We start from the raw sequence: 22110 nt of genomic DNA on the forward strand, positions 1-22110 counted from the left end.
TTCTGGCAGTCCGACCGATATCAGCGATATACGTGTGGCTAGTCTGTGATGGGTGAGTTAGGAGATTTGAGACGCACGCACCCCTTGAAAGGATCCAGCACGTCGGCCGCCTTGAGAGGAGAGCCCGATGACTCTGGCCGATCGCAGCGCCAAATCCACCACGTTGCCCTATCCCTATGTTGAGAGTGATCTTCCAGGCCCGCGCTCCGCGGAACTGCTCGCCCGGCAGGCTCAGCGGGAGTCGAACGCGCGGACCTACCCGCGCCGCCTTCCCCTGGCCATCGCCGACGCATCCGGCAGCTTCCTGCGCGACCTCGACGGCAACACCTTCATCGACTTCCTGACCGGCGCGGGGGTCCTGTCGCTCGGGCACAACCACCCCGAACTGGTACGAGCCGTGACCGGACAGCTCAACCGCCTCACGCATGGCCTCGACTTCCCGACGCCGGCCAAGGACGCGTTCACCGAGGCACAGCTGTCCATGCTGCCCCCGGGCCTGCGCGACAGCATGAAGATCCATTTTTGCGGGCCCTCGGGAGGTGACGCCGTCGATGCCGCGATCAAGCTCTGCAAGATCGCGACCGGCCGGGGAGACGTCATCGCCTTCCAGGGCGGGTTCCACGGCAGCGGCCACGCGGCGATGGCCCTCAGCGGGCTCGTACGGCAGAAGCAGCCCGTACGAAACGGTGTCCCGGGGATCCACTTCTTCCCCTACTCGTACTGCACCCGCTGCCCGCTCGGCCTCATGCCCGAGACGTGCGGCACCAACTGCGCCGGACACCTCGAACAGTCGCTGCACGACAAGAACGGCGGCATCCCGCTGCCGGCCGCGGTGATCCTGGAGATGGTGCAGGGCGAAGGCGGGGTGATCCCGGCCCGCAAGGAGTTCGTCCAGCGGGTGCGCGCTCTGACCCGCGAGCTCGACATCCCGCTCATCGTGGACGAGGTGCAGACCGGATGCGGGCGTACGGGTACCTGGTTCGCCTTCGAGCAGTACGACATCGAACCCGATGTGATCGTCGCGTCCAAGGCCCTGAGCGGCATCGGCCTCCCGGTCGCGATCATCATGTACGACCAGCGGCTGGACGTCTGGGCACCGGGCGCGCACATCGGGACCTTCCGGGGTAACCAGCTGGCGTTCGCCGCCGGAGCCGAGGCCGTGCGCATCATGCGGCGCGACGACGTGCTGGCCAACGTCCGGGAGCGCGGCGAGCAGATCGCCGACCGGCTCGCCATGCTGCCGAAGAACCCGTGGGTGCGCGAGGTGCGCGGCCTCGGCCTGATGTGGGGAGTCGAGCTCGCCGATCCGCTCGACGGGAGCCCGGCCACCGAGCTGGCGCACGAGGTACAGGCCGCCGCGCTGCGCCGAGGGCTGATCATCGAGCTCGGCGGGCGTGACGACTGCGTCCTGCGGATCCTCCCTCCGCTGAACGTGAGCGCCGACGTCGTCGACACCGCGTGTTCCATCCTCGTCGACGCCATCGACGAGCGCTGCCTGGTGGCGGCCTGAGCCGGTCCGGCACCAGGGCATCTGTGGTGGTTGATGGAGGCAGCATGACCAGACAGGCCGACGTCCAGGACGTTCAGCGCTCCGATCCGAGGCCGGGCGATCAGATCCTGATCGGCGCGAAGAGCCCGCATTCGGCCTGGCCAGGGGGCGGGGACAGGCTCGAGTCGCTGTTCGAGGAGCAGTGCGACCGGCTGCGGGCCGCCGGCCTCGGCGACCGGCGGGCGGTGGACGCGGGCGACGTCGTGCTCACCTACGACGAGCTGGACGCGCGGGCGAACCGGCTCGCCCGATATCTGCTGAAGCGAGGCGCCCGGCCGGGGGACCGGATCGCCCTGCTGTTCGATCACGCCGTGCACTCCTATGCCGGCATGCTGGCCGTCCTCAAGATCAACGCGGCGTACGTGCCGATGGACGCCGGTTTCCCCGCCGACCGGCTGGCGTACATCGTCCAGGACGCCGGGGTGCGGATGGTGCTCTCCCTGTCGCACCTGCGGGGCCGCGTCGAGCACGTCGACGCCGAGATCCTCTTCCTCGACGAAGCGGAGATCCCGGTCGCCGCCGAGGACGACCGGCGCCTCACGGACGACGAGCGAGGCAAGCCGGTCGACGAGCTCTGCTACATCATCTACACGTCGGGCTCGACGGGCAGGCCCAAGGGCGTGGCGATCCAGCACGCCGGCATCTGCAACTTCGTCCGCGTCGCGGCCGGGGCGTACGAGATGCGGGCGGGCGATCGGGTCTACCAGGGCATGACCATCGCCTTCGACTTCTCGGTCGAGGAGATCTGGGTGCCCCTGCTGTCCGGGGCGACCCTGGTCCCGCGACCGCCGGGCGTCACGCTGCTCGGCCGGGAGCTGTGGGAGTTCCTCCGGGCGGGCCGGGTCACCGCGCTGTGCTGCGTCCCGACCCTGCTGGCGACCCTCGACCAGGACCTTCCGGACCTTCGCTTCCTGCTGGTCTCCGGGGAGGCCTGCCCGCCCGACCTCGTACGCCGCTGGCACCGGCCCGGCCGCAGGTTCCTCAACGTGTACGGCCCGACGGAGGCCACCGTCACCGCCACCTGGAAGGTGCTCCACCCGGGCGAGCCGGTGACCCTCGGCGTCCCGCTGCCGACCTACTCCGTCGTGATCCTCGATCCGGCCAAGGCACGGGTGCTACCCCCCGGTGAGCTGGGCGAGATCGGCATCGCCGGGATCGGCCTGGCCGGCGGGTACGTCAACCGCGGCGATCTCACAGAACGGGCCTTCATCCCGGACTTCCTCGGGCTGCCCGACAACCCGTCGGGCCGGATCTACCGGACCGGAGACCTCGGCCGGGTCAACGACGACGGCGAGATCGAGTACCACGGCCGTATCGACACCCAGGTCCAGATCAACGGATACCGCATCGAACTGGCCGAGATCGAGTCGGTCCTGCTCCAGGTGCCCGGGGTCGCGCAGGCCGTGGTCGACACCTACGAGCCCGAGCCCGGGGTCGTCGAGCTGGTCGCCTACTACAGTCCCCGCGAGGACACCCCCGGCCTCGGCCAGGAGGACATCTACCGGCGGCTGCGCGGGCGCCTTCCCGGCTACATGGTCCCCGCCTACGTGGAGCAGCTTCCCGACATCCCGATGCTGCTGAGCAACAAGGCCGACCGCAAGAACCTCCCGCCGCCGAAGGGCCCTCGTTGCCTGTCCACCAGGCAGGCCTACGTCGCCCCGTCGACCGCCGCCGAGAGCGTTCTGGCCGGCACGCTGGCCGATGTCGTGTGCCTCGAACAGGTGTCTGTCGACAGCCACTTCTTCGACGAGCTGGGGGCGAACTCGCTGCTGATGGCACGCTTCTGCGCCCGCGTAAGGGAGCGGGCGGACCTCGCGCCGGTGTCGATGAAGGACGTCTACCTGCACCCCACGGTCAGAAGCCTCGCCGCGGCCCTCGCGGACGCGGCGCCCGCCGCCGAGCCGCCGGTCCCGGAATCGAGACCCGCGGCGAGCACGGCGCGCTATCTCCTGTGCGGAGCCCTGCAACTCCTGCTGTTCCTCGGCTACGCCTACCTCGCCGCTTCTGTGCTGGTGGGCGCCTACCGATGGATCTCGGGGGCCACCGGTCCCGTGGACCTCTACCTGCGGTCACTGGTGTCCGGCGGCGCGATCTTCATCGCGCTGTGCACCATCCCGATCGTGGCGAAATGGGCGCTCGTCGGCCGCTGGAAACCCGGGGAGATACCCATCTGGAGCCTGGCCTACCTGCGGTTCTGGACCGTGAAGACGCTCGTCAGGCGAAATCCGATGGCGCTCTTCGCCGGTTCCCCGCTCTACGTGCTGTATCTCAGGGCGCTGGGGGCCAGGATCGGTCCCGGCGTCGTCATCCTGTCCAAGAACGTTCCCGTGTGCACCGATCTGCTCGCGATCGGCGGCGGCACGGTCATCCGTAAGGACTCGTACTTCCCCTGCTACCGGGCCCGTGCGGGCGTGATCGAGACGGGGCCGATCACCCTCGGAAAGGACGCGTTCGTCGGCGAGGCGACGGTGATCGACATCGGCGCCACGCTCGGCGACGGGGCCCAGCTCGGGCACTCCTCGTCTCTCCAGTCGTCCCAATCCGTTCCGGACGGCGGGCGCTGGCACGGGTCCCCGGCACAGCACACCACCACCGACTACCGGGCGATCGAACCCGCCGCCTGCGGCACCTGGCGCAGGGCCAGGTTCGGCGCCGTGCAACTGCTGAGCGCGCTGCTCGTGTACGTCCCGCTCGTGATCGGCGGCACGTACCTGCTCGGCACCCAGGTGCCGAGCCTCGCCGCGCTCACAGGCGCCCCCGGATCCGCGCCACCGGCGGGCGGGCAGCTGTACCGGGACGCATTGGTCACCTCGGGCGTGCTGTTCTTCGGCGCCATCCTGGCCGGGCTCGCCCTGGTGGCCACCGTTCCCCGCCTGCTGAACCTCGCGCTCACGCCGGGCGAGGTCTATCCCTTGTACGGCTTCCGGTACGGGGCGATGCGAGCGATCACGCGGATCACCAACGTGCCGTTCTTCATGTACCTCTTCGGCGACAGCTCGTACGTCGTCCACTTTCTCCGCGCCGTCGGATACAGGCTGTCCACGGTCGAGCAGACGGGGTCGAACTTCGGCCTGGAGCTCAAGCACGAGACGCCGTACCTGACCTCCGTCGGCAGCGGCACGATGGTCTCCGACGGGTTGTCGATCATGAACGCGGACTACTCCAGCACGTCGTTCCGCGTGTCACGCACGTCGGTCGGCGCGCGAACGTTCGTCGGGAACAACGTCGCCTACCCGCCGCAGAGCCGCGCCGGCGACAACTGCCTCCTCGCGACGAAGGTCATGATCCCCATCGACGGTCACCTGCGGCAGGACGTCGGGCTGCTGGGCTCGCCGTGCTTCGAGATCCCGCGCTCGGTGCAGCGCGACAGCGGCTTCGACCATCTGAAGACCGGGGAGGAGTTCCGCCGCCGCCTCGCGGCCAAGAACAGGCACAACCTCGTGACCATGGCGCTGTACCTGCTCGTGCGGTGGATCTACGTGTTCGGCGTCATCTTACTGTCCCTGCTGGCCTTCAGCCTGTACGACCTCTTCGGCACGGCGGTCATCGCCGCGGACATCGTCCTCACCCTGGTGTTCACCACCGGCTACTTCGTGCTGGCCGAACGCGTCGCCATCGGGTTCGGGAGGCTGGAGCCGAGGTTCTGCTCGATCTACCAGCCGTATTACTGGTGGCAGGAGCGTTACTGGAAGCTCAGCGTGACGACACATCTGGACGTGCTCAACGGCACCCCGTTCAAGAACCTGTTCTGGCGGCTGCTGGGCGTGAGGCTGGGACGAAGGGTGTTCGACGACGGCGGCTACATGCCGGAGAAGACGCTGGTCACCCTCGGCAGCGACTCGACGCTGGCGGAGGGGAGCCTGATCCAGGCGCACTCGCTGGAGGACGGCACGTTCAAGTCCGACCACATCGTGATCGGGGAAGGCTGCAGCGTCGGCACCAGGGCCCTCGTGCACTACGGCGCCCGGATGGGCGACGGCGCCGTCCTCGACCCCGACTCCTTCCTGATGAAGGGCGAGGAGCTCGCCCCCCACGCGCGATGGCAGGGCAATCCGGCCAAACAGATCTAGCCCTTGCTCACCACCTCAGTCAGGGCAGGAGCAGGCAACTGGAGAAGTACGGCTTCATCGAGGTGCCCTGAAGCCTCGGCCTCAGCGCGTGGCGGCCCGGTAGCGCAGACCGTCCATCAGCAGGTCGAGCAGGCGGCGAGCCTGGTCGCGCTGGGCGGGTTCGCCGGCGGCGAGCGACACCCCACCGAGGCTCGCCAGCACATCGCCCGGTTCGGTGTCCGACCGTACGGTCCCGGCCGCCGCGCCTGCCTGGAGCAGCATCGAGATCGCGGCGACCAGCCGGTCACGGCTCTGCTCGTACGGGTTGCCGCCGGAGGCGATGACCGCGCGCAACGCGTCGGCCATGCCGCGCTTGGTCGTCATGTAATCGACGAAGTGATCCATCCAGGTGCGTGTCGCCTCGTCGGGCGGCATGGTGCGCAGAAGCTCCGCCGCGGCGTCGCACAGCCTCGTGAGCTCGTTGCGGTACGCCGCCTCGATGAGCGCCTCGCGACTCGGGAAGTGGCGGTACAGCGTGCCGATGCCGACACCCGCGGCCTTCGCGATCGCGTCGAGCGTGACGTCCGGCCCGTCCTTGGAGAACGCGAGCACGGCGACGTCGAGCAGACGATCGCGGTTGCGCCGCGCGTCGGCGCGCAGCGGTCGGGGCCCGGTGGCCGGCACGACTCCTCCTCCTTCGTCCGTGTTCAACGTCAACTGTCCCACTTCGGGCCTCGGCTTGCTAAACGGAGGCTGCTCCATTTAGAGTGCTTAACGTAGCGGAGGTTCCTCCGTTTGACAGCGTACCGGCTGGCCGCTCGATTTGGGTGGCCAAACCAGACGGGGAAATATCATGACCATCACCACGCCGTTCGGCGCCCAGTCCACAGCCGCCGAGGTCGTCGACGGCATCGATCTCACCGGCCGCCGCGCCATCGTGACCGGCGGGGCCTCCGGCATCGGCATCGAGACCGCGCGGGCCCTCGCCGGAGCGGGCGCGGAGGTCACGCTGGCCGTCCGCGACCTCGACGCGGGTGAGCGCACCGCGAACGACATCATCGCGACCACCGGCAACAAGCAGGTCCTCGTCGCATCGCTCGACCTCGCCGACCGGGCGTCCGTGGCGGCCTTCGTCACCGCCTGGGACGGCCCGCTGCACATCCTCGTCAACAACGCCGGCGTGATGGCCTCGCCAGAGACGCGCACGCCCGAGGGCTGGGAACTGCAGTTCGCCACCAACCACCTCGGCCACTTCGGCCTCACCACGGGACTCCACCAGGCACTCGCGGCGGCCGGCGGCGCGCGTGTCGTGTCGGTCAGTTCCAGCGCGCACCTGCGCTCGCCGATCGTGTTCGAGGACATCCACTTCCTGGAGCGCGCCTACGAGCCGTGGTCCGCGTACGGGCAGTCCAAGACGGCCAACGTCCTGTTCGCCGTCGAGGCGACCAGGCGCTGGGCGAACGACGGCATCACCGTCAACTCGCTGATGCCCGGCGGCATCCGCACCAACCTGCAGCGACACATCACCGAAGAAGACCTGCAGCGGATGCGCAGCCAGACGGGCGCCGGGTCGTTCACGTGGAAGACGCCCGAGCAGGGCGCCGCCACCTCCGTGCTGGTCGCCACGTCTCCTCTGCTCGAAGGCATCGGCGGCCGGTACTTCGAGGACTGCGGCGAGGCGGGGCCGAACCAGCCGGGCACCCGCAGCGGCGTCGCCGCGTACGCCCTCGACCCCGAGGCGGCCACCCGCCTCTGGGAACTCTCCATCGACACCCTTGCCGCGTGACCAGGGGCCCGCGAGGGCGGGCGCTTATGCGTGGGTGGCGGCGCGGGTGAGGAAGAGGGTTCGCTCGCGCTCGTTGCGGGTGAGCGCGGCCGCCCGTCCGAACTCCTCGCGCGCCTCGTCGAGGCGGCCGAGCTTCGCGAGGAGGTCGCCCCGCACCGCGGGCAGCTGCGGGTAGTCCTTGAGTGCGCGCTCGGCCACCAGCCCGTCCACGATCTCAAGGCCCCGCGCTGGACCGTACGCCATGCTCACCGCGACCGCGCGGTTCAGCTCCACGACGGGGGAGGGGGCGACGTGGGCGAGCACCCGGTAGAGGGCCGCCATCCGCTCCCAGTCGGTGTCCTCGGCGGACAGCGCGCGGGCGTGGCAGGCGGCGATCGCGGCCTGCAGGCCGTACGGGCCGAGCCTGCCGAGCGCCTCTGCCCGGTCAAGGGCTTGCAGCCCTCGGCGGATGAGCAGCCGGTCCCACAGGCCTCGGTCCTGGTCGAGGAGGAGTACGGGTTCGCCGCCCGGGCCGGTCCTCGCGGGGGCGCGGGAGGCCTGGATCTCCATCAGAGCGACGAGGCCGTGCACCTCGGCTTCCCGCGGCATGAGGCCCGCCAGGATCCGGCCCAGGCGCAGCGCCTCCTCGCAGAGCGACGGGCGCATCCAGTCGTCACCGGCGGTCGCCGAGTAGCCCTCGTTGAAGATGAGATAGATGACCTCAAGAACCGACGAGAGCCGTTCGGCCAGCTCGGCCGGCGCGGGCATCTCGATCCGTACCTGTTTGTCGGCCAGGGTGCGTTTGGCGCGGAAGATCCGCTGGCCGATGGTCGCGTCGGGCACGAGGAAGGCTCGCGCGATCTCCTCCGTCGTCAGGCCGCCGAGCAAGCGGAGGGTGAGTGCCAGGCGTCCCTCGGTCGGCAGGACGGGGTGGCAGGCCGTGAACAGCAGGCGCAGCATGTCGTCGCCGATGTGGTCGTCGAGGGCCTCGTCCAGCTCCGCCTCGGCCGACTCCTGGCGGATCTCCATGTCCCGGCCGACCTCTTCGAGCTTCCGCTCGTACCGGGTCCTGCGCCGCAGCAGGTCGACCGCCCGGTGCTTGGCGGTGAGCATGAGCCATGCGCCGGGATTGTCCGGCACGCCCGACTCCGGCCACTGCTCCAGCGCGATGACGAGGGCATCCTGCGCGAGCTCCTCGGCCAGGCCGACGTCGTTCACAATCCGGGCAAGTCCGGCGACCACCCGGGCGGACTCGATCCGCCAGACCGCCTCCACCACCCGATGCGGATCGCCAACCGTCATGACACCCGATCCAAGCACCCCGTCGCCGCCTGCGGCACCTTTCGTCCCGGATGTGCGCGCGAGAGGGCGAAGGTGCCGGGAACGCGCGCGGCCCCGGCCAGGATCCCTGGCCGGGGGCACGGTGGCGGCGGTGCGACGGGGCACCGCTGACGGCGGGTTACGCGGGGGCGGCGAAATCCTCGGGCCCGAAGACGCGCAGCACGTCGGCCTCGCCCTCCCAGCCCTCCCAGTGGTCGCGGTGGATCTTCAGGAAGCGGGAGGTCCACTCGACGGCCTCCTCCTTCGACCGGACCTGGTAGAGGGCGTAGCTGATCAGCTCCTTGGCCTCGGCGAACGGGCCGTCCGTGATGCTCAGCTTTCCTGCGGTGAGCTCGACGCGCGCGCCTTGGGCGCTCGGGGCCAGCCCCGCGTTGTCGAGCAGGGCGCCGGCCTTCGTGGCCTCCTCCCCCAGCTTGACGATGGCTTCCATCAACTCGGCGGAAGGCGGGGTGGTGGGCTGGTTGGTGACCTTGAGCACGACCATGTATCGCATCGTGGCTTTACCTCGATCTCGTGTCTTGAATGGTGTGGTCGGGTGGGGTTAGGCCTGCTCGGGCGTGGTGTGCCGGCAGAGGTGGAGCGACAGGGCCGAGAGCCAGGTCCAGATGATCACAATTCCGGTGATGAAGCTGAGATTGGCCCAGATCGCGCCGCGCCCAGGGGGGAGCGCCCGGTGCAGGCCGACCGCACAGGCGAGGGTCATCAGCCCGGCTACGAAGAAGTTGGTGATCTGTATCCAGCCGAGCTCGCCGTTGGCGAGCATGCTCCACTGGTGGCGGGCGAGGTCGAAACCGTCCCGGGTGAGCGCCTGGGCGAGGGACACCACGATGTACACCGGTCCGGCGATGACGCCGTAGCCCAGGAGCGACTTGGTGACGCTCGTCCGCGGGTCGCAGGTCACCGGGTTCGCGGTCCTGGTCATCTGCCGGGTCATGGCCTTCTCCTAGCGAGTGTCGGGGCTGATTCCCGGGTTGCTCTCGGCCCTTTGACTACGCTTCGAACGAGGCCACGCGGATTCGACAAGTAGGCCGAATCTTTTTTCAAGATCTTTTGAGGCGCCGAATTCGCTGGTGACACGACGTACCCGGACGGCTCGAAAGTACGGCAGGGCTCGTCATCCAGGAAGGTGTGGAGGCTTCACAAGACCGGGACGATGCACTGGGAGGGCAGGCGTCTGGCGCGCGTCAACACCGGGCCCCGCCGATCACCCAAGACGGCGAGCATTCCACCGACGGCGCCCGGCCGGACCGTGGACATCCCGGTGCCTGTGTGGGCCCCCGAACTGCCGCATCTACTGGAAGATGACCGATGCCCAGGGGCGAGCGCCGTTCCCGCTCAAGCGCCCGGTGTTCCTAGACGTCCAGGTGGTTCCATCCCGATATCGGCCGATGACTTGGCACCTCCGCGGAGCAGCAGAGCGATCAGGGCCAACACCGCAAGGGCAATGGACATCGTGAGCGCGATGTACCACCCATAGGCAAGGGAGATACGGAAACTCATCTCGAGGCCGCGCAGATCATCGACCGTCAGCATTCCGAAGTTGGGGTGCTTGCTGTGCAAGTCCCCCTGACGGATCTGGAAAGCGATGATCGACATGATGGCGATACCACCGGGGATGGCCGCCCACGCGGCGGACAGGCGCTGGGTGAACTCATCGGTGATCGCGACGGCCAACGCGGCCACTGCCATGACGAGCGTGAGGACGCCCCAGATGGTGGCCAGCCCGGCTACTTCCACGTTGCCGAGAGGAATCTTCCGCTGCAGAACACCGACCTTCGCCCATGAAAGAACCGTCACCGCACCAAGTAACAGGGCCGCGACCGCGACCGCGCGCGCCATCGCCCGACGGCCTTTCCGGTGTGGCTCGTGACCGCCCGCCGTGAGGTCGGTCGGCATTACCAGCGTGGCCGGCAGGAACGCGGGAGACGAGGTCCGGGCGCCCTCGGTGAGGAGCGTCTCCGCCGTCGCGGAAGCCTCCTGGCCGCCGAGCAGACGCAGCAGGATGTTCCGTGCGGTGGGGCGCAGAGCCGGGTCCTTGGCAAGGCACGCGGCGACGACGAGTCACCCTCCACATCCGCATCCAGCACCCGGGCCGTGCAGAACGCCGCGACCCGTCGCGCGTGGGCCAGTTCCGCTGCGAATCGGTCGCGCGCTCTGGCGTCCCCGCTGAACCGGGCGTGGAGCAGCTTGACCGCCACGGGTTCCCCGTTCGAGTCCTCGCCCTGGTACACCGCGCCCTGGCCGCCTTCTCCGAGCAGCCCGACGAGCCGGTACTCCCCCAGGCGCCGAGGATCGCCGGTACGAAGCGGTTGCACCTTGCGCATTTCCCCTCCATAGGCCGCAAGACGGACGCGACATTACCGGAGGCGATCACCATTCAGCCCCCTCTATGAGGTTCTCCTAGGCGGTCCGCGGCCCAGTCATCGGTCGGGGCCGGTGAGGCGGCGGTCGCCATGGGTGGTCACGACGTACACCTGCCAGTTGTAGTAGCCGTAGTAGTTCCTGATGTCCCGCTTCATCTGGCGCGCGTGCAGCAGCACCGCGTCGACGTACGCCTGGGAGTGGTTGTAGGCGTACAGCGCGCGCCGGTAGTCGCGCGGGGCACCCGACGCGTGCAGGTAGTTGGCCGCCGCGAGCAGGGCATCCCTGGTGTCCTGGACGTCACCGCCCATCCCGTAGGCCTGCCACGTCCCCGGCATGAACTGCATGGGTCCGAGGGCGCCCGTGTAGCTCGGTGACCTCACGCGGCCGAACTTGGTCTCGACGAACATCACCGCGGCCAGCACCTCCCACTCGACGCCGAACCGCCGCTCGGCCCGCCGGAAGTGGCCGAGCAGGGTATCGGCGGGCTCGGGAGGCTGGACGCGGAACTTCGCCGATCCGCTGATGGGCCGGGCGAGGGACAGTAGGTTCCGGATGGCCGTCACGTTGTCTTCCGCGTCCTTGGCCAGGGCCTTGGGCAGCCTGGCGTAGGTACGGGAAGCGGCCTTCGGATCGCGGGCCAGGTAGCGGTAGATGCGCTGCTGGTGCAGAGCCAGCAGCACCACCGGCTCGGGGGCGTGCCCCTCGGAGGGGTCCCCCTTGCGCACCCAGTCGTCCGTGGCCTGTCGAAGCCGCGCCACCGTACTGGTCAGGGAATCGGCCAGCCGCGACGGGTCCTTGGGGATGGCCGCGCCCGGGGAGGGCAGGGCCGGCGCCTGACGGGAGGGCTCCTTCGCCGACGGCGTAGCCGACTGCCCTGGCTGCGGCCGTGTCACGGTCTGGCGGGGAGCGGCCGACGAAACGGCGCCCTCCGAGCCGGCGCACCCGGAGATCGAGACGGCCAGGCCGACCAGCGAGGCGACCAGCAACCTCCCCCGCGACCTGCCGCCCGAGGAGTGCTCATCGACGGGCATCGTCCTCCTCCCCGTCTGGTGGCGACGTCCCGGCCATGCGTTCCCAGCGTGCTGATCCTTCATCGATCACAACGTACGCGCAGCGCCGCGATTCTCGGAGCATGTGCTGGCCATCGACCCTAATTTGAGCACTTCGATGCGGGGCGTTCCCGACGGTTCACTCCTTTCTCCCGGCTCGATCGCCTGGATTATCGCGGTGGTTGTCGCCCGAATGCCGGTGCCGAGGACGGCGGGTCGTCGCACAGGGCGTCGATGAGCCGCTGGCCGGCGACGGGGGCGTTGGCGCTGCTGATCAGAACGGCCGGCAGAACCCGCTGCTTGGCCGAGCGCGACGGGACGGCCCGGCCGTCGATCGCGATGTCGAGCATGACCGATCGGGTGGGAGCATCCAACCGCTCAGCGGACGCGGTCACCCGGTGCCCGGAGGCGCGTCGGGACATATGCCGCTTTGTAGGAACTGAGCTCCTCAGATGTGAGGCCTCGTGGCCGGCGGCCGGTCCTGTCAGGCCGGCCGACCCTACTTCGCGTGATGGGCGGCTTCGGGTGCCTCGCTGAGGATGAGTTCGGCCCCGATCGCGCGACTCGCTAGCCTGAGTCACGATGAACCGTTTGACGACGTCGAGAGGTGAGTTCGACCTCACCCGCTTCCCCCAAGATCCCCGTGACCCGCTTCGCGCCTGGGACGCCGCCGACGAGTACCTGCTGCGGCACCTCGAAGGAATCGACGGCGAACCGGCCGACCTGTCGGGCACCGTGGTCGTGCTCGGCGACCGGTGGGGTGCTCTGGTCACCGCGATCGCCGATCACCGTCCCGTGCAGGTCACCGACTCCTACCTCACCCAGGAGGCGACCCGGGCGAACCTGAGCCGCAACGGGGTCGCCGAAGACGCGGCGCGGCTCTCCACGACCATGGACACGCCGCCGCCCCGGATCGATGTGTTGCTGATCCGGGTGCCCAAGAGCCTCGCCCTTCTTGAGGACCAACTGCACCGTCTCGCACCCCACGTGCACGCGGGCACCGTGGTCGTCGGCGCGGGTATGGTCACCGAGATCCACACCTCGACGCTGAAGCTGTTCGAACGAATCCTCGGGCCGACCAAGACGTCACTGGCGGCGAAGAAGGCACGGCTCATCTTCTGCTCACCGGACCCTCGGCTCTCACGGACCGCCAGCCCGTGGCCGCGAAGCTACGCGCTGCCCGCCGGCATCGGAGCGGTCTCCGGCCTGACCGTCACCAACCACGCGGGCACCTTCTGCGCCGACCGCCTCGACATCGGCACCCGCTTCTTCCTGCAGAACCTCCCACCGCTGCATGGCCGCGAGCACGTCGTGGACCTGGGCTGCGGCAACGGCGTGATCGGGCTCGCCGCGGCCCTGGCCGACAGCGAAGCCGACGTGACGTTCATCGACGAGTCCTACCAGGCGCTGGCTTCGGCGGAGGCCACATTCCGGGCCAATGTGGATGGGGGCACCAGGGCAACGTTCCTGGCGGCCGACGGCATGTCCGGTGTACCGGCAGGGACGGTGGACCTGGTGCTGACCAACCCCCCGTTCCACACGCACCGCGCGAGGACCGACGCGACGGCCTGGCGCATGTTCAACGGGTCACGCGCCGCACTACGCCGCGACGGCGAGCTGTGGGTGGTCGCCAACCGGCACCTCGGCTACCACGTGAAGCTGCGCCGGCTCTTCGGCAACTGCGAGGTCGCCGCGAGCGACCCCAAGTTCGTGGTCCTGCGAGCCGTAAAACGCTGACACCGGCGACTGCCGCCATTGCTGGTGGCAGGTTCCGGCGGTGCGGTTCAACGGCTGGTGTGGCCTGTGGAGATAGGACAGATTGGTTCCATGCAACGCCAGTTCATCAGCCATCTCGCCCATCGAGACCATCCCATCGCCGCGCCCGTCTCCGGCGCGCACGTGACCCGCCTGCTGCGCCGGGCCCGGCTGCCCGAGGGGGCGAGAATCCTCGATCTTGGCTGCGGTGAGGCGGCCTGGACGCTGCGTGCGCTGGCGCTCTACGAGGACGCGACCGCCGATGGCGTCGACATCTCCATCGACGCGCTCAAGGCGGCCGAGGCGAACGCGGAGATCCAGGGCGTCTGGGAGCGCATCCGGCTACACGAGAGGTCGGCCGTCGACTTTCCTGTGGCCGAGCAGTACGACCTCGTGGTCTGCGTCGGGGCGACGCACGCGTTCGGCGGACTCGGCCCCACCGTCGGCCACGTACGGCGCTACCTGCGGCCGAACGGGCTGGCGCTGATCGGCGAAGGGTTCTGGGAGCGCGAGCCGACGCCGGAGGCGCTCACACGGCTGGGCGCCGAGCCGTCGGAGTTCCTCGACCTACCGGGTACCGTCGCCGCCGCCGAGTCCGCCGGTTTCGACACGGTCTACGGGTACACCAGCGACCTGTCCGAATGGGACGAATACGAGTGGTCCTGGACGGGGACGCTCCTGCGCTGGGCCAACGAGAACCCTGGCCCGGACGCCGACGCGGCCAGAGCGGCCGCCTTGGAGCACCGCGACATGTGGCTGCACGGCTACCGGGGAATCCTGGGCTTCGTCACCCTCCTGCTCCAGCGGACAGGCTGACCGGACGCAAGTCAGGGGTGGGGGTGTCGTCCGGCTCCTGTGCCGAGGGTGCCGCGAAATCCAGCGTGACCGTCGTCAACGCAGCCGGGCTCGCTGGCGGCCACCGTGACGCGAGAGCCCGCATCCACCAAGCCCAGCACCTGCTGGAAACCACCGACCACACCGTCGAACGCATCGGCACCCAGGTCCGTTTCGCCTCCCCCACCGCTTTCCTTGACCGCTTCAAGCGGGTCACAGGTGTCAGTCCTCACACTTACCGGCGCACATTCCGCTGAGCTCGGCTGCGACCTCGCCCGCCGCGTCCAGTGTGAAGGTCGCCGACCTTCCGGCCGCGGACACCTCGTAGTCGCCGAGGAACCCGCTGAACCGGACGCGGCCACCGTCGTCGGTAACCAGCGTCGTGGGCGAGAGCCACCACTCGCCCTTGATCAGCGAGTGCAGCGCGTCGTACGCCGGCTTCGGCGTGCCGTCGGCACGGACGAAGCCGCCCGGGGCGCCGAGCCAGCCGCCGTCCTGGAAGCCCCAGTAGGTGGACGCCTCCACGGCCGCGTGCGACAGCAGCGTCCGGTAGTGGCGGGAGATCTCGTCGGCCTGCCGGGCCTCGCCCTCCGGCGTCGACGGCCATTCGGGGATCTGGTAGTCGTTCAGGTCGACGATCTCCTCCGGCATGAGGTGCCCGGACACGATCGTCGTCTCGGTGAAGTGGATGGGCAGCCCGTACCGGGCGAAGCGGTCGATGACGGAGAGGGTTTTCTCCTCCCCCCAGTAGCCCTGGTGCATGTGGCTCTGCAGCCCGAGCGCGTCGATCCGGATGCCCGCCTCGAGGACACCCTCGATCAGGCACTCGTACGCGGCCGACATGTCGAAGTCGTTCAGCAGCAGCGTCGCCGTCGGGCCGGCCTCCCGTGCCGCCTCGAAGACCATCCTGATCATCGGGATGCGGCCCATCTCCCGGCAGATGCGGGTGACGCCGTTGTCGTACTTGTCGAAGATCGGCATGATGACGACCTCGTTGATGACGTCCCACATATCGATGACCCCGGCGAAGTCGGTCATCTCGCGCTTGATCCGTGCCACCTGCTCGCGGGCGATCTCGGCGTTCGGCAGGCCCATCAGCCAGTCGGCGCTCACGGTGTGCCAGGCCAGCGGGTGGCCCTTCACCAAGAACCCCCGGTCCCGGAACCAGTGCGCGAGCTTCAGCATGCGCTCGGTCTCCGGCCCGCCACGCTCGGGCTCGAACCGGCCCCAGTAGAAGGGCAGCGTGGTGAAGTTGAACAGGCCGAGGAAGCGGCCGGCGAGCCGTTCGTCCTCGGGGACGGCGGGATCGTCGGGCGAGCCCCCTCCGTCCCCCCTCGGCGGGACGAGGTCGCCACCTGTGCAGCCGAACAGGAAACGGTGGTCCCGCTGTGCGACGACCACCTCCCGTCCGGCGAACAGCGCACCGTCCGCCGTGACGGTGAGCGTGACGTCGGCGATTCGATGCTTAAGGACCGGATCGAGGGTGGAGGGCCGGGCATGTGACGTCATGCCCGCCATTGTGACGGGACCCGTCCCGGCAGATCCCGGGAAGAGTTCGCGAGATCGCCGCATGGGCGATGCTGACGGTTGCGGCTAGAGCGTGAACGGAGATCAACCCACTGGCGGATGCCCGATCAGAATGCTCCGCATCAGCGCAGCAGCCTTCTCCCACAGATCTGGACAAGCGTCGTCACCGACACTCTCGATGGCGACCACCATCGCGGAGTTGACGCTCTGGGCGTCATCACCGGCGATCTGCTTGATCTGCTCGTACGTCTCATCCGGCAGCCGAAGCCGCGTCTCGGCCGCCGCACAAGCCGAGCCGTCCGACACGGTCTGCTGGCACGTCGATGGCTTCGCGGCATCGAGCGTCACAGCACGAGGGGCCGCGAGTTCCGGCAACCGCCCCCACTCTCGCCAACAAGCAGTGCGGCACCGACGAGCGTGTATGGGCGTCAATGGCGACCGGGCGTGGTGGAGTTAGGCGGGTGGCGCCACCACCGCGTCGATCGCATCGGAAACCGGTAGCCTCGCAGGGTGAAAGGCACTTCCCGCCCCCGTAGCACGTCGCCGCGCACCGGCGCGGAGCCCTGCCCCTGCGCCCTGCCCGCCGCCTACAGCGAGTGCTGCGGCCGGTTTCATGCCGGGCACGCCGCGCCGACGGCGGAGGCGCTCATGCGCTCGCGGTTCGCCGCGTTCGCGGTCAAGGACGAGGCCTACCTGCTCCGTACCTGGCACCCCACCACCCGGCCGGGACGCGTCGACTTCGAGCGGGGCTTGCGCTGGATCGGCTTGGAGATCGAGCACGTCTCCGAGGGGAGCCCCTTCCACACCACCGGCACCGTCACCTTCCGTGCCAACTACACCTTCCGCGGAAAGCCCGGAGTGCTGCGCGAGCAGAGCCGGTTCGCCCGGTATGAGGGCGCCTGGGTCTATCTCGACGCCATAGCGGACTGAACACCCACGCTCCCCAGTGATCGACCGCGCACACTCGCCTCTCACCACGACCACTCTGGCAGCGCGCGGATACCCGCTCGCGGACGCGGTCAACCTATGGGCGGCGCCTGATCGCGGTCTCACGGGGGGTGGTCGGGCCGTCGCCGACTCGATCCAGCCGCTCGGCCAGCAGGGCGCTCGGTGTCGGTGAGCATTGTCGGCTTCGGTGTGACGTGCGTATCGAGAACACGAGAGCGCGATCGGCTCGGTCCTCCGGCGGGCGTACGGTGCGGCCGGGTGGGCGCCCTCGCGTAGGCTCGTCGTCTCATTCGACGCGCCGCGACGAGGATCAGCCATGCGTAGCAGCACCAGGGTCCGCCTGATCGAGCCCACCGACGCCGCCCCGATAGCCGCGCATCGGATGCGGGACTTCGAGGCTTTCCGGCCGTGGGAACCCGAGCAGCCGGCCGACTTCTTCACCCCAGAGGGCCAGGCGGAGCGGATCGACGGCCTGCTGGCGGATACCGGGCCGGCGAGGTCTGGCCGGGCGTGGTGCTCGCCGACGACCAGGTGATCGGGCAGATCACCGTCGGAGGCATTCTGCCGCAGCCGCACCTGCGCCGCGGCTCCGTCGGTTACTGGATCGCCAGCGTCGCCCAGAATCAAGGGCACGCCGGGCACGCCGTCGGGCTTGTACTCCGGGTGATGACGGACGAGCTCGGGTTGCACCGCGCCGAGGCGTCCACCAATCTGGAGAATCTGCCGTCGCAGCGGGTGCTGCGCCGCAATGGGTTCAGCCCGTACGGCGTCGCGCACTCCTCGATCTTTCTCGACGGGAGCTGGCGGGATGGGCTGCTGTGGGAGCGGGTCTTCGACGACTGACCTAGACGACCGGCCATGTGTAGACAAATGACCTACGTAGCCGGTCGCACACTCCGCCATGTCGTTGTCGATCGACAACAAGGACGTAGCTAATTAGAGCATCGCGAACAGCACGGAGACCTCCCGGTTCACTCGCCGGCGGGCGCCAGGCCGATCGGGCAGCTCACGCCCGTGCCGCCGATGCTGCAGTAGCCGCTCAGCACCTTGAAAAGAAACTGCTGGTGGTAGCACTCCGCTTCGCGGAGCAATAGTCGGCTATTCGGTGTCTTTGGGGTGCCGAGGCGATGCATAGATCACCCAGATAGTGCGAGTGACATCATCGATGGCATAGCGGACGCGCCCGCCGCTGGTGACCTCGAATTCCCACTGCTCCAACTCCTTGCCGTTGTGACGATGAGTCGCGAGATCGCCGCGTAGGCGATGCTGACGGTCGTGGCTGGAGCGTGAACGGGGATCAACCCGCAGCACCTCGAAGCACCGGCGCGTATTGGCCAAGGCATGACGGCACAGCTCCTCCCAGCCCCTGACCGCTTCGCCGGTACCGAACCGGACATCCCACTCGCCATCCGGCGGTGGCACCGTAACCCGATCTCCACGCTTCGGGCTCATGCCGAAACCTGCACCGGCCCGAAGTCGCCGCTCGTGGGCTTGCGAGCCTCGGCGTAGTGTGCAGGGTCGGCCTTGATCCTCGCAGTGGCTCGCCAGCCGGCGATGACCTCCTGCGTGGTGGCATCGACCTCCAGCTCGGCCGCATCGGAGAGCGCCTCGACCAGTTCCAGAGTGAAGGCACGCAGTTCATCCGAAGTCAGGTGGCGAACCCAAGGGAAGACCTCCGGCATGGCTATGACCAGCGCACTCGCAGTGGGATCATGCTTGATCAGGGCAAGAAACAGCCGGGAGGCGGTGGTGAGCGTCTGTTCGCGCTCCTCCGCACGGTCCGCTGCCGTCAAGTAGAAGTCTGGAGCATCCCGATGGGTGACACGCACGCGTCCCAGGCGTGCCGCGCGCTCGGCGACCGCTCGGGGATTTCTCGACAAGTCAGAAAAAGTCACTGCGTCGGCGCTGCTGGTGCTCACACCATCAAGGTATATCAGAACACGTTCTGACATGAGCGATCCAGAGAGATCCATGACTATCGATCGAGAGCGCCGCCCGCCTCAGGCCTCCAGCAGTAAGCGGGTTCGAGGTGTAGCCGCCCTGTTTCCCGGCAGCGGTGGAGACGACGCCGGGAGTCTGCCAGAACTTCCGCTCAGCACCTCAAGCAGCCGAGCCCTAGGTCGGCCATCTCGGTCCCGTCGGGGTACGACAGGATCAGGGGCGCGTCGAGGACGGGGCAACGGCGGCCGGACAGCAGGACGGTTCACGCCCAGGGGTTGAGCGCGAGCCGTCCAGCGAGAGCTGTAAAGCTACTCCTCGGCCGGGACCAGGCCCGTCTGGCAGGCGGCCCACTCGGACGGGTCACCTAGCTTGACGTTGGTGCCGCCGATACCGCAATACCCATTCGGCACCTTAGATAGGTACTGCTGGTGATAGCAGTTCGGTTGAGGCAATAAATCGTGCTCGCCACAGTCTCGGTGCCACGGCGACCGGCTAGCCGGCTCGAAGAGCAGCGACCGACTCAACGAGACCTGCTTTCTCCAAAGCGTCAAGCACATCATCCACAGTCTCCGGCGGGCTGATGCGTGAGTCGGCGATCTGCTGCACGCAGGCCCAGACGACTCGTCCATCAAGGTCGATCTGGTCCAGTACGAAGTCATCGGGAGACTTCGCCTCAATGTCCCAGGACGCCAAGTGCTCTGGAGGAAAGTCCCTGAGGTTGGACGTGACGATGATCTGCGCCCTCACCTTGATCGCCGCAGCCAGCACGTGCCGGTCATCTGGGTCGGGAAGTTTCAGCCCTTCGATCAGCGGCTCGTACCCCTCGATCAGGCAATCCCGGACAGCCGAGTTCATAAGGAGACGGAGCTTGCCCAGCTTCTCTTCCGGGATGTCAGGACGATTGGCAGCTAGGTTGCGCTGCATCTCGTCGAGGATCCTGTCGGTCCATTTGGCCTGGAGTCGTCCTGTCATAGCCAGACGGATGAGCAGGTCGCGCAGAGTGTTGCCATAGAGCACGTTCGCGTCGTAGACCACCACGAAGCCCATGCTCAGATGCCCAACTCTTGGCCTAGTGCAGCAAGTCGATCGGCAGCCGCACGTCGCCCGGCGTCATCGCGACGTTTGTACTCCTGGAGATCCTCGTACGTGATACGCCGATGCTTACCGATCAAGCGGAAGGGGATCTCTCCTGCCTCCAGAAGCTTGATCAGATAGGGCCGCGAGACGTTCAGCATGTCCGCTGCCTGCTGTGTCGTCAGCTCAGCCTGAGAGGGTATGACCGTTACTCCACGTCCTTCAGCCGCCTGGGCGAGGATGAAGGCGAGCAGACTCACGGCTTCGCGAGGCAAGATCAATGGATCCTCGCCTCCATGCTCGCCGGCGACCTGAATGGTCGACTGCTCGGGATACCGCATGAGGTAGTCCTTGATCCGACGCACGGCGCGACCGGCTATCTCGGCGTCGATGATCCCAGGTTGCACCCGCTTGGCCTGCACGTCTGCCATCACAGCACCTCCTCTTCGCAGTATCCGCAACCAACGAAATAAACGCAAGCTGGCGGGGGGCTCCTCGTCCTGGTCGCGGTCATCGAACCTCTCGCCTCGTTGTACAGCTATCGGAGAAGTTGCGATGGGACGATCCCGCTGTTCAGCGCCGGCTGGTTCAGAGGGGCGGTCGGTGGATGGGGGATCACCCAGCTTTGTCTCCTGGTGGCCGCGGCGCTGGTGTTCGCCGCGTCGCGGGCGATGCGGTCCGTCACTGGGGACGAGCCGGGCGAGTCACAGGCCGGGATGGTGTGGCGTCGGCCAGTGGCGGCCCTGGTCGACTATTTGATCGTTGTTACGGTCTTCAGCGCTGTCGTGGGGGCGGCCTGGCTCTTGATCGACATCAACTTCAAGGTCCGCGTGGGAGCCGGACTTCTGGAGTGGGCCGACGCGTACGTGTTCCGGAGCAGCGTGAAGCCCGCGGGACTGGCCATCCTGGCCGGGCTGTTCCTCTATTTCTGGGTGCAGCACGCCCTGTGGGGGCGGACGCTCGGCAAGCGGCTGCCGGGTGTTCGGGTCATCGCCGCCAGGACGGGCGGACGGCTGGGCGCGGGCAGGACCGCGCTTCGCGCGCTGGTCTTCCCCCTGCTCGCCTTCGTCCCCGACGTCGGGTTGTGGTGTCTCCTCGCGGGCGGGCTGTGGATGCTCCTCGATCCTGATGGCCGGGTTCTTCATGACCGCTTGCTGGGCGCCGCGGTGGTACGCGACCGGGTGAAAACGCTCAGCTGGAGACCTGACCCGACATCATCTGCGTGACCTTGCTAACGCGGATGCTAACTAGGTCTGGACGGCCCTGGACGACCATGGACTGAGAGACCTCGCAGAGCCTGTCCGATCGGGCCCGGAAGACCGCTGTGGACGGTCCTGGACAATCGTCCCTTAACTCGTAATGAAGGGGTGCGGGAACGCCATGGAACGGTGATTCCGTCCGGGTCGCGGTAGATCAACGACTCGACCACACCCAACAGCGAAACGGCTCACACCCGGAAGTGAATATGAGCCGCACAACGCGATCTAGAGGATTACTCGTAGCTATTCAGCCTGAGGCAGCCCGATAGAGCGATCGACCGTGGTCATGTGGCCGTGGATGGTGTGAGCGCTGGAGGGAGCCATGGGCGTCCGGTAGTGAACAACTGCTTGAGGGCGTCGAGTTTGTCGATGCCCCATTTGGCTGCGGTGGATAGGTAGGAGTGGACCAAAGCGAAGTCCGCGAGACCTTTCAAGGTCCGCCAACATCCCCCTGAGCTGCGCATTTGCATCTTCACCGGGCGGATTGTGCGCTCGGCTTCGTTGTTGGTGAAGGCCACCAGATCGGGGTGGGTCACGAAGCGGAGGATCATGTCTTCGAACTTGCGGAAGCGGCGGGCGAGCCGGACCGCGTCCCCGGCGACGCGCGTACGCCGGTACAGGTTCGAGGTGAAGCCCTGACTGACCAGCTCGCGGT

Annotated in this window: 24 protein-coding genes and 2 pseudogenes; 11 read left to right on the forward strand and 15 right to left on the reverse strand. The window is 68.1% G+C overall.

Going from position 1 to position 22110, the window contains the following annotated elements:
* Positions 1 to 127 precede the first annotated feature (127 nt).
* Both AB0O34_RS12630 and AB0O34_RS12635 read left to right on the forward strand, forming a co-directional pair.
* Positions 128 to 1510 (forward strand): diaminobutyrate--2-oxoglutarate transaminase family protein, encoded by a 1383-nt coding sequence (locus tag AB0O34_RS12630; RefSeq protein WP_363915462.1) that lies wholly within the window; start codon positions 128 to 130, stop codon positions 1508 to 1510.
* A gap of 44 nt (positions 1511 to 1554) precedes the next feature.
* Positions 1555 to 5619 (forward strand): Pls/PosA family non-ribosomal peptide synthetase, encoded by a 4065-nt coding sequence (locus tag AB0O34_RS12635; protein WP_363915463.1) that lies wholly within the window; start codon positions 1555 to 1557, stop codon positions 5617 to 5619.
* Between the two features lie 81 nt (positions 5620 to 5700).
* Here the strand turns inward: AB0O34_RS12635 and AB0O34_RS12640 are convergent, their stop codons facing one another.
* The gene (locus tag AB0O34_RS12640) at positions 5701 to 6282 is read right to left on the reverse strand and encodes a helix-turn-helix domain-containing protein (RefSeq protein WP_363915464.1); all 582 of its coding nucleotides are present in this window, start codon (positions 6280 to 6282) and stop codon (positions 5701 to 5703) included.
* Positions 6283 to 6451: 169 nt separating this feature from the next.
* On the opposite strand from AB0O34_RS12640, the gene AB0O34_RS12645 reads away from it, so the two are divergent.
* Positions 6452 to 7384, forward strand: coding sequence for an SDR family NAD(P)-dependent oxidoreductase (locus tag AB0O34_RS12645; RefSeq protein WP_363915465.1), 933 nt, complete (start codon positions 6452 to 6454; stop codon positions 7382 to 7384).
* Positions 7385 to 7408: 24 nt separating this feature from the next.
* On the opposite strand, the gene AB0O34_RS12650 is transcribed toward AB0O34_RS12645, so the two are convergent.
* From AB0O34_RS12650 to AB0O34_RS12660, 3 genes are all read right to left on the reverse strand, one after another.
* A complete protein-coding gene (locus AB0O34_RS12650; protein WP_363915466.1) occupies positions 7409 to 8665 on the reverse strand; it encodes an RNA polymerase sigma factor in 1257 nt (418 codons plus the stop codon).
* A 157-nt stretch (positions 8666 to 8822) separates the two neighbouring features.
* On the reverse strand, positions 8823 to 9197 hold the full coding sequence (locus AB0O34_RS12655; protein WP_363915467.1) for a YciI family protein: 375 nt from the start codon (positions 9195 to 9197) through the stop codon (positions 8823 to 8825).
* A gap of 48 nt (positions 9198 to 9245) precedes the next feature.
* Positions 9246 to 9638: a DUF998 domain-containing protein gene (locus tag AB0O34_RS12660; protein ID WP_363915468.1), complete on the reverse strand. Its 393-nt coding sequence runs from the start codon at positions 9636 to 9638 to the stop codon at positions 9246 to 9248.
* Positions 9639 to 9794: 156 nt separating this feature from the next.
* On the opposite strand from AB0O34_RS12660, the pseudogene AB0O34_RS12665 reads away from it, so the two are divergent.
* Positions 9795 to 9980, forward strand: a pseudogene (locus AB0O34_RS12665) (hypothetical protein); the annotation flags it as partial.
* A gap of 59 nt (positions 9981 to 10039) precedes the next feature.
* Here AB0O34_RS12665 and AB0O34_RS12670 read toward each other — a convergent pair.
* The 3 genes from AB0O34_RS12670 to AB0O34_RS12680 form a co-directional block, all read right to left on the reverse strand.
* The gene (locus tag AB0O34_RS12670; RefSeq protein ID WP_363915469.1) at positions 10040 to 10543 is read right to left on the reverse strand and encodes a hypothetical protein; all 504 of its coding nucleotides are present in this window, start codon (positions 10541 to 10543) and stop codon (positions 10040 to 10042) included.
* Positions 10544 to 11124: 581 nt separating this feature from the next.
* The gene (locus AB0O34_RS12675; RefSeq protein ID WP_363915470.1) at positions 11125 to 12099 is read right to left on the reverse strand and encodes a lytic murein transglycosylase; all 975 of its coding nucleotides are present in this window, start codon (positions 12097 to 12099) and stop codon (positions 11125 to 11127) included.
* A 188-nt stretch (positions 12100 to 12287) separates the two neighbouring features.
* Complete coding sequence (locus AB0O34_RS12680; protein ID WP_363915471.1) at positions 12288 to 12539, reverse strand: hypothetical protein; 252 nt, start codon at positions 12537 to 12539, stop codon at positions 12288 to 12290.
* A gap of 160 nt (positions 12540 to 12699) precedes the next feature.
* Here AB0O34_RS12680 and AB0O34_RS12685 point away from each other — a divergent pair, with 160 nt between their 5' ends.
* The 3 genes from AB0O34_RS12685 (at position 12700) to AB0O34_RS12695 (ending at position 14963) form a co-directional block, all read left to right on the forward strand.
* The gene (locus tag AB0O34_RS12685; RefSeq protein WP_363915472.1) at positions 12700 to 13854 is read left to right on the forward strand and encodes a methyltransferase; all 1155 of its coding nucleotides are present in this window, start codon (positions 12700 to 12702) and stop codon (positions 13852 to 13854) included.
* A 90-nt stretch (positions 13855 to 13944) separates the two neighbouring features.
* Positions 13945 to 14688: a class I SAM-dependent methyltransferase gene (locus AB0O34_RS12690; RefSeq protein ID WP_363915473.1), complete on the forward strand. Its 744-nt coding sequence runs from the start codon at positions 13945 to 13947 to the stop codon at positions 14686 to 14688.
* Between the two features lie 65 nt (positions 14689 to 14753).
* Complete coding sequence (locus AB0O34_RS12695) at positions 14754 to 14963, forward strand: helix-turn-helix domain-containing protein (protein ID WP_363915474.1); 210 nt, start codon at positions 14754 to 14756, stop codon at positions 14961 to 14963.
* On the opposite strand, the gene AB0O34_RS12700 is transcribed toward AB0O34_RS12695, so the two are convergent.
* A complete protein-coding gene (locus AB0O34_RS12700) occupies positions 14929 to 16215 on the reverse strand; it encodes an endo-1,4-beta-xylanase (RefSeq protein WP_363915475.1) in 1287 nt (428 codons plus the stop codon). The two genes, AB0O34_RS12695 and AB0O34_RS12700, sit on opposite strands and share 35 nt — an antisense overlap.
* Before the next feature lie 102 nt (positions 16216 to 16317).
* Positions 16318 to 16581 (reverse strand): hypothetical protein, encoded by a 264-nt coding sequence (locus AB0O34_RS12705; protein ID WP_363915476.1) that lies wholly within the window; start codon positions 16579 to 16581, stop codon positions 16318 to 16320.
* 162 nt (positions 16582 to 16743) lie between these two features.
* Between AB0O34_RS12705 and AB0O34_RS12710 the strand changes: the two genes are divergently transcribed.
* The 3 genes from AB0O34_RS12710 (at position 16744) to AB0O34_RS12720 (ending at position 18024) form a co-directional block, all read left to right on the forward strand.
* The gene (locus AB0O34_RS12710; protein WP_363915477.1) at positions 16744 to 17163 is read left to right on the forward strand and encodes a YchJ family metal-binding protein; all 420 of its coding nucleotides are present in this window, start codon (positions 16744 to 16746) and stop codon (positions 17161 to 17163) included.
* 334 nt (positions 17164 to 17497) lie between these two features.
* Entirely contained in the window at positions 17498 to 17716 is a 219-nt protein-coding gene (locus AB0O34_RS12715) for a hypothetical protein (RefSeq protein WP_363915478.1), read from the forward strand.
* Complete coding sequence (locus tag AB0O34_RS12720) at positions 17692 to 18024, forward strand: GNAT family protein (protein WP_363915479.1); 333 nt, start codon at positions 17692 to 17694, stop codon at positions 18022 to 18024. Before AB0O34_RS12715 ends, AB0O34_RS12720 begins: the two co-directional genes overlap by 25 nt.
* 128 nt (positions 18025 to 18152) lie before the next feature.
* Here AB0O34_RS12720 and AB0O34_RS12725 read toward each other — a convergent pair.
* The 5 genes and pseudogenes from AB0O34_RS12725 to AB0O34_RS12745 form a co-directional block, all read right to left on the reverse strand.
* Positions 18153 to 18260: pseudogene (locus AB0O34_RS12725) on the reverse strand (peptide-methionine (S)-S-oxide reductase); the annotation flags it as partial.
* Positions 18261 to 18279: 19 nt separating this feature from the next.
* On the reverse strand, positions 18280 to 18633 hold the full coding sequence (locus tag AB0O34_RS12730; protein ID WP_363915480.1) for a hypothetical protein: 354 nt from the start codon (positions 18631 to 18633) through the stop codon (positions 18280 to 18282).
* Positions 18630 to 19133: a hypothetical protein gene (locus tag AB0O34_RS12735; protein ID WP_363915481.1), complete on the reverse strand. Its 504-nt coding sequence runs from the start codon at positions 19131 to 19133 to the stop codon at positions 18630 to 18632. Before AB0O34_RS12735 ends, AB0O34_RS12730 begins: the two co-directional genes overlap by 4 nt.
* A gap of 481 nt (positions 19134 to 19614) precedes the next feature.
* Complete coding sequence (locus tag AB0O34_RS12740) at positions 19615 to 20169, reverse strand: PIN domain-containing protein (protein WP_363915482.1); 555 nt, start codon at positions 20167 to 20169, stop codon at positions 19615 to 19617.
* Between the two features lie 2 nt (positions 20170 to 20171).
* Positions 20172 to 20627, reverse strand: a complete 456-nt coding sequence (locus tag AB0O34_RS12745; RefSeq protein WP_363915483.1) for a helix-turn-helix domain-containing protein — start codon at positions 20625 to 20627, stop codon at positions 20172 to 20174.
* A gap of 204 nt (positions 20628 to 20831) precedes the next feature.
* On the opposite strand from AB0O34_RS12745, the gene AB0O34_RS12750 reads away from it, so the two are divergent.
* A complete protein-coding gene (locus tag AB0O34_RS12750; RefSeq protein WP_363915484.1) occupies positions 20832 to 21422 on the forward strand; it encodes an RDD family protein in 591 nt (196 codons plus the stop codon).
* A 317-nt stretch (positions 21423 to 21739) separates the two neighbouring features.
* On the opposite strand, the gene AB0O34_RS12755 is transcribed toward AB0O34_RS12750, so the two are convergent.
* A partial coding sequence (locus AB0O34_RS12755) for a transposase (protein ID WP_363915485.1) occupies positions 21740 to 22110 on the reverse strand: 371 nt, incomplete at its 5' end.

Source organism: Sphaerisporangium sp. NPDC088356, assembly GCF_040685555.1.
In the GTDB taxonomy this organism is placed as follows: Bacteria; Actinomycetota; Actinomycetes; order Streptosporangiales; family Streptosporangiaceae; genus Sphaerisporangium.

What these genes read in the sequence shown, in the direction of transcription:
- AB0O34_RS12680 (WP_363915471.1), bottom strand. Translation starts at nt 12,539, where the DNA reads ATGTCCCGACGCGCCTCCGGGCACCGGGTGACCGCGTCCGCTGAGCGG.
- AB0O34_RS12650 (WP_363915466.1), bottom strand. Translation starts at nt 8,665, where the DNA reads ATGACGGTTGGCGATCCGCATCGGGTGGTGGAGGCGGTCTGGCGGATC.
- AB0O34_RS12655 (WP_363915467.1), bottom strand. Translation starts at nt 9,197, where the DNA reads ATGCGATACATGGTCGTGCTCAAGGTCACCAACCAGCCCACCACCCCG.
- AB0O34_RS12675 (WP_363915470.1), bottom strand. Translation starts at nt 12,099, where the DNA reads ATGCCCGTCGATGAGCACTCCTCGGGCGGCAGGTCGCGGGGGAGGTTG.
- AB0O34_RS12730 (WP_363915480.1), bottom strand. Translation starts at nt 18,633, where the DNA reads ATGAGCCCGAAGCGTGGAGATCGGGTTACGGTGCCACCGCCGGATGGC.
- AB0O34_RS12685 (WP_363915472.1), top strand. Translation starts at nt 12,700, where the DNA reads ATGAACCGTTTGACGACGTCGAGAGGTGAGTTCGACCTCACCCGCTTC.
- AB0O34_RS12670 (WP_363915469.1), bottom strand. Translation starts at nt 10,543, where the DNA reads ATGGCGCGCGCGGTCGCGGTCGCGGCCCTGTTACTTGGTGCGGTGACG.
- AB0O34_RS12735 (WP_363915481.1), bottom strand. Translation starts at nt 19,133, where the DNA reads ATGTCAGAACGTGTTCTGATATACCTTGATGGTGTGAGCACCAGCAGC.
- AB0O34_RS12645 (WP_363915465.1), top strand. Translation starts at nt 6,452, where the DNA reads ATGACCATCACCACGCCGTTCGGCGCCCAGTCCACAGCCGCCGAGGTC.
- AB0O34_RS12690 (WP_363915473.1), top strand. Translation starts at nt 13,945, where the DNA reads ATGCAACGCCAGTTCATCAGCCATCTCGCCCATCGAGACCATCCCATC.
- AB0O34_RS12630 (WP_363915462.1), top strand. Translation starts at nt 128, where the DNA reads ATGACTCTGGCCGATCGCAGCGCCAAATCCACCACGTTGCCCTATCCC.
- AB0O34_RS12740 (WP_363915482.1), bottom strand. Translation starts at nt 20,169, where the DNA reads ATGGGCTTCGTGGTGGTCTACGACGCGAACGTGCTCTATGGCAACACT.
- AB0O34_RS12635 (WP_363915463.1), top strand. Translation starts at nt 1,555, where the DNA reads ATGACCAGACAGGCCGACGTCCAGGACGTTCAGCGCTCCGATCCGAGG.
- AB0O34_RS12715 (WP_363915478.1), top strand. Translation starts at nt 17,498, where the DNA reads ATGCGTAGCAGCACCAGGGTCCGCCTGATCGAGCCCACCGACGCCGCC.
- AB0O34_RS12700 (WP_363915475.1), bottom strand. Translation starts at nt 16,215, where the DNA reads ATGACGTCACATGCCCGGCCCTCCACCCTCGATCCGGTCCTTAAGCAT.
- AB0O34_RS12745 (WP_363915483.1), bottom strand. Translation starts at nt 20,627, where the DNA reads ATGGCAGACGTGCAGGCCAAGCGGGTGCAACCTGGGATCATCGACGCC.
- AB0O34_RS12660 (WP_363915468.1), bottom strand. Translation starts at nt 9,638, where the DNA reads ATGACCCGGCAGATGACCAGGACCGCGAACCCGGTGACCTGCGACCCG.